Source organism: uncultured Corynebacterium sp., from assembly GCF_945649885.1.
Lineage (GTDB): Bacteria > Actinomycetota > Actinomycetes > Mycobacteriales > Mycobacteriaceae > Corynebacterium.
This window is the reverse complement of the sequence record NZ_CALZFS010000165.1, coordinates 1-4622: the sequence shown is the minus strand read 5'-3', so window position 1 is coordinate 4622 and position 4622 is coordinate 1. Positions and strand designations below refer to the sequence as shown.

The window sequence follows — 4622 nt, the reverse complement described above, 5'->3', positions numbered from 1 at the left end:
AGCCGGCATCCACCGCTGCGGTGGAGACCTTCCTGCTCACATCGGCCACGTTGGCTTCCTCAGAACTCCGGCCCAGTTCCAGGCCGGCGTGCTCAAGTGCCTGGGTGCTGAGGGTGCCGCAGGGAACCTGCGGGGCGCAGACCGCCACCAGGACATCTGCAAGATCAGCAAGTTCAGTGATCCCACCCGGGTTCCCCTCTGCGGTGGCTAAAACCAGGTGGTTGGTGGCAATCACCTGAGTCTGCGCCCCGGCGAACTCATCCAGCTCCAGTGCCGTGGACATGGTGGCCTGATCAGCAGAGATGAACATATCAGCGGGCGCACCTTCATCGATCTGCCGGACCAGGGCGGAGGAACCGGCGAAGTTGAAGATGATCTCCGCCTCCGGGTGGGTGTCCATGAAGGCGTCGGCAAGCTCTCCGCCCACGTTGCCCAGGGAGGCCGCCGCGAAGATGTGGGCTGTGCCCGGATCAGAAGGCGCACATCCGGACAGGGCAACCGCGAGCATCACCAGGGCCGCCCCGGTGCTGAGCCCTTGCTTCATGATGGTCCCTTTCCTACGATTGAGTCAGTATAAAATGAGAGTAATTGAGAAAGCGTGAGAAGACACCGACCATGGATATCCATTATTTCGCCGCTGCCCGCGCAGCCCGCGGGTTAGACCGGGAAACTATTGCGCCGCAGGAAGGAACCCTCAGCGACCTGCTGGAACGCCTCGGCGCGGAAAACACCGACACCACCACCGCCGGCATGTCCCTGGCGCAGGTATTTGACCGCTGTACCTTCCTCATCGACGGCCGTTCCGCAGAACCCGCCGCGCCCCTGGCCGGCGCTACCCGTGTGGACGTCCTGCCCCCCTTCGCCGGCGGCTAAACCGGGAAGGTGAAACACCGGCGCGGTTCCAACCGCACCCGATCACCCACCATCAGCGACACAGGAGACACCCCCGCACCCCGGGCGGTGCGGATCAACCAACCAGACCCCAAATAGGTCACCTGCTCCACCGCCACCCCAGTGCGATCCAGCACGACGGCCACATCCTCCGGCCGGGTAGCCGTGACCTGAGCGCCCTGCTTATCGACGTTCAACGCCGTCGCCGCCAAAAACTCGGCAACAAACAAACTCGCAGGATGATCCACCAACGCCTCCGGTCGTCCGAACTGTGCCACCCGACCCTCATGCAACACCACCATCTGATCAGCCACTGAAAAAGCCTCATCCTTCGAATGCGTGATGTAGACAAAGGTCAACCCCAGTGTTTGCTGGATATGCCGCAGATCAGCAATGATCTCCCGGGCCAACTGCTCATCAAGATGTGCCATGGGTTCGTCGAAAAGATACACCTGCACATCACGCACCAACGCCCGGGCAATCCCGACACGTTGTTTCTGTCCCCCCGACAACTCCGCGATCCTGCGCCCGCTCAGATGATCAATGCGCAGCATGGACAACACCTCCCGCACGCGTTGTTCCGCTGTCGCGCCGGGTCTTCCGGATCTGCGGCCAGCCTTGATCCGTAGGGGGAAGGCGACATTCTCGGAGACTGTGAGATGTGGATACAGGGGGGCATCCTGAAAACACAGGGCGGTGGACCCTAACCGGACCGCTTGTCCGTTGATGCTCACCTCCCCGGCATCAGGATGATCCAGGCCGGCCAACAACCGCAGCAGGGTGGTCTTGCCACTTCCCGAAGGTCCCACGATGGCGGTGATGGAACCGGCAGGGACCTCAATGCTCACATCATCCAGAGCCACCACACCGTCAAAATGCCGGCTCACCTGATTAATCCGCAGTGACACCGGGAGATTAACCCCGTCTGTTGGCGCCGAGTAGCCCGGTGATGGGCCCGAGGATCCAACTCACGATCGCCAACACCAGGGCACCCCACAAGGCAGACCAGAAATCAGCGATATCAAGTCCCAGACCCACCAGGTCAGAGATCCATTCCGCCAACAGGAAGATCGCCGCGTTGATCACCAGGGAGAACAACCCCAGGGTGAGGATGGTCAGGGGCAGACCGATCATCTTCAACACCGGTTTCACCGTGGCATTGAGTAAGACGATGATGGCTGCGACCCCGAGGAAGACCAGCACATTGTCATATTCACCGGTGGCGTACAGCGGGGTGTCCGGGATGGTGATGGAAATGCCGTCGATAAGCATGATCACCACCCACAGTGCAGCTGCGGTGGCTGCGGTACGAATTGCAAAACGCCAGATGCTACCCATGATCAATAACCTCCCAGGCGGTGAGGAGTTTCTCAGTGTCCTCAGCGGTGGTGATGGTGATGCGTGCACCCTCCGGGAAAGCGCGGATCACCACGCCCTGTGCCGCCAGCTGTTCAGCCAACTGAGCAGCATTGTCACCGGGAAGCCAGATGAAGTTCGCCTGGCTGGGGGCCGCACCCAGTGCCTGTGCTGCCCGCTGACGTTCCACCACCACCTCTTCCGTGCGTTCCAATAGCTCATCAGCGGAATTCAGGGAGGCGATGGCGGCGGCCTGGGCCACGGAACTGACCGCGAAGGGGATGGCCACCTTGTTCATGGCGTTGATGATCTCCGGGTTACCGAAGGCATAACCGATACGCAAGCCCGCCAGACCATAGGCCTTGGAGAAGGTACGCAGACCTACCACATTGGCATAACGCTGCACAGCTTCCGTGGACACAGGGGTGTCCACAGCGCGGTTGAACTCAAAATAGGCTTCATCCAGGCCCACCACGATAGTGTCCGGAACGCGCTCCATGAATGCCTCGAACTCAGCTTCAGTGAAGGTGGTTCCGGAAGGGTTATTCGGATTGCAGAGGAAGATCAGACGGGTCCGATCAGTAATGGCTGCGATCATCGCCTCCAGGTCATGGCCCTGGGTGTCCGCAACCAGGGGAATCGGAACAGCCGTGGCACCTGCAACCCGGGCGAAAATCGGATAGGCCTCAAAACTGCGCCATGGGAAGATCACCTCATCGCCAGCAGCGCAGGTGGCCTGAACCAGCTGCTGGCACAACGCGGAGGAGCCACATCCCACGGTGATCTGCTCTGCGTCCAGTTCCAGGTGCTCGGCTAAGGCCTCACGCAGTTCCACCGCGCCCATGTCCGGATAACGGTTGGCGGTGGTGGCCGCCTCAGTCACAGCCTGCACCGCCGCCGGTAATGGTGCGAAGGACACCTCATTGGAGGACAGCTTGGTGGCATGGTCAAGGCGCCTACCCGGGACATAGGTCGGGATATCGGTGAGATCAGCTCGAATCATGTGTCCAACCTTACTAGTGGCACCGGACACGACCCCCGGAGTGCAAGACGGGCAGCAGGGAAGACGCAGATGGGGCACTCAATTTGTCTAAAGTTGAAAGTGCGCGGTACTGTACTAAACGGTTATAGCAACGACGTTGTTATGGCCATGGAGGCGTGCCAGAGCGGCCGAATGGGGCTCACTGCTAATGAGTTGTCCTCTTAACGGAGGACCGGAGGTTCAAATCCTCTCGTCTCCGCTCCTTCAGTTCCTCGCCGAGCTGAAGGTCTGCGCCCGTAGCTCAACGGATAGAGCATCTGACTACGGATCAGAAGGTTGGGGGTTCGAATCCCTCCGGGCGCACAGTTAAACCCTGGTGAGATCTTGAAGAAGATCTCACCAGGGTTTTTTCATGCCCGCGCACAGCACCATCTCGGGGTGGGGAGCATGGAGTGGGCGCCAAGGGGTGCGGTGCGGCTAGGCGGAGTTGGGTTTTTAGCACAATTTTCATTATAGGGGTGTGTCGGGGGTGGGTGTGGAAAATCTTTTCATGTCAAAATAAAAGGAATTTCCGCAGGTAGTTCGCTATGCGCACGTGGCCCGGCCATGTGGTCATACCTTATTTTGCCTAAGGTTTTGCGTAAGGATGCATGCTGGGCGTTAGTATTCCGTGGTCGATAAGGACCGTGAAAGGAACGTGCTGAAATGAGCGCATCTGAAGTGAAGGAAAACGACGCCGTTGGAACCGGCGACGTGATGCGGGTGGGTAATCGCAAGGAGTGGCACCGGCAGGCACGCGGCCTGGTAACCGGTGTGATCCTGGCGCTGCTCGTTTATCTCTTCTTCCCGGCCAACGCCGTGGAGGTTGTCTCCGAATCCGCAGGGTTCGACCCCGAGGCCGAATACTCCCGTGAAGCCATGCGCATCACCGCCGCCACCACCGTGCTGATGGCCACCTGGTGGATGACCGAGGCGATCCCGCTGCCGGCGACTGCCCTGATCCCATTGATCGCCTTCCCACTCTTCCAGGTGACCTCATTCGCCTCGGCTGCAGCGCCTTATGCCAACCCCACCATCTTCCTATTCCTGGGTGGCTTCCTGCTTGCCCTGGGTCTACAGAAGTGGGACCTGCACCGACGTATGGCACTGGCCGTGGTCCTGGCGGTGGGTACCAAGCCGAAACAGCTCATCCTTGGTTTCATGGTGGCCACCGGCTTCCTGTCCATGTGGGTTTCCAATACCGCAACGGCCGTGGTCATGCTGCCGATCGGTATGTCAGTTCTCGTCCTGACCGCGGAAACCGTCGGCGGCATGAAGAACCAGAAGAAATTCGCCACGGGCCTCATGCTGTCGATCGCATACTCCGCATCCATCGGTTCCCTGGGCACCCTGA

At 60.0% G+C, this 4622-nt stretch carries 6 protein-coding genes and 2 tRNA genes; 4 read left to right on the top strand and 4 right to left on the bottom strand.

All coding sequences use genetic code 11. The features are described from left to right. Positions 1–544, bottom strand: a 544-nt coding sequence (gene modA, locus Q0M74_RS13080; RefSeq protein ID WP_293955161.1) for a molybdate ABC transporter substrate-binding protein, incomplete at its 3' end; no start/stop codon positions are given. Between the two features lie 71 nt (positions 545–615). On the opposite strand from modA, the gene Q0M74_RS13075 reads away from it, so the two are divergent. Further along, positions 616–873, top strand: a complete 258-nt coding sequence (locus Q0M74_RS13075; RefSeq protein WP_293955167.1) for a MoaD/ThiS family protein — start codon at positions 616–618, stop codon at positions 871–873. Here the strand turns inward: Q0M74_RS13075 and Q0M74_RS13070 are convergent. From Q0M74_RS13070 to hisC, 3 genes are read right to left on the bottom strand one after another with little or no spacing between them, the layout of a single operon-like run. Continuing rightward, on the bottom strand, positions 870–1778 hold the full coding sequence (locus Q0M74_RS13070; protein WP_293955159.1) for an ABC transporter ATP-binding protein: 909 nt from the start codon (positions 1776–1778) through the stop codon (positions 870–872). The genes Q0M74_RS13075 and Q0M74_RS13070 overlap by 4 nt on opposite strands. Before the next feature lie 28 nt (positions 1779–1806). Then, positions 1807–2232, bottom strand: coding sequence for a phage holin family protein (locus Q0M74_RS13065; RefSeq protein ID WP_293955165.1), 426 nt, complete (start codon positions 2230–2232; stop codon positions 1807–1809). Next, complete coding sequence (hisC, locus tag Q0M74_RS13060) at positions 2222–3250, bottom strand: histidinol-phosphate transaminase (RefSeq protein ID WP_293955156.1); 1029 nt, start codon at positions 3248–3250, stop codon at positions 2222–2224. The genes Q0M74_RS13065 and hisC overlap by 11 nt, the downstream gene beginning before the upstream one ends. A 149-nt stretch (positions 3251–3399) precedes the next feature. Between hisC and Q0M74_RS13055 the strand changes: the two genes are divergently transcribed. The 3 genes from Q0M74_RS13055 to Q0M74_RS13045 form a co-directional block, all read left to right on the top strand. Then, positions 3400–3488 (top strand) — tRNA-Ser (locus Q0M74_RS13055). A 31-nt stretch (positions 3489–3519) separates the two neighbouring features. Continuing rightward, positions 3520–3592 (top strand) — tRNA-Arg (locus Q0M74_RS13050). A gap of 393 nt (positions 3593–3985) precedes the next feature. Continuing rightward, a partial coding sequence (locus Q0M74_RS13045) for an SLC13 family permease (RefSeq protein ID WP_293955163.1) occupies positions 3986–4622 on the top strand: 637 nt, incomplete at its 3' end.

Bases quoted from the DNA above. Each gene is read 5' to 3' on its own strand.
- Q0M74_RS13075 (WP_293955167.1), top strand. From the start codon at position 616: ATGGATATCCATTATTTCGCCGCTGCCCGCGCAGCCCGCGGGTTAGAC.
- hisC (WP_293955156.1), bottom strand. From the start codon at position 3,250: ATGATTCGAGCTGATCTCACCGATATCCCGACCTATGTCCCGGGTAGG.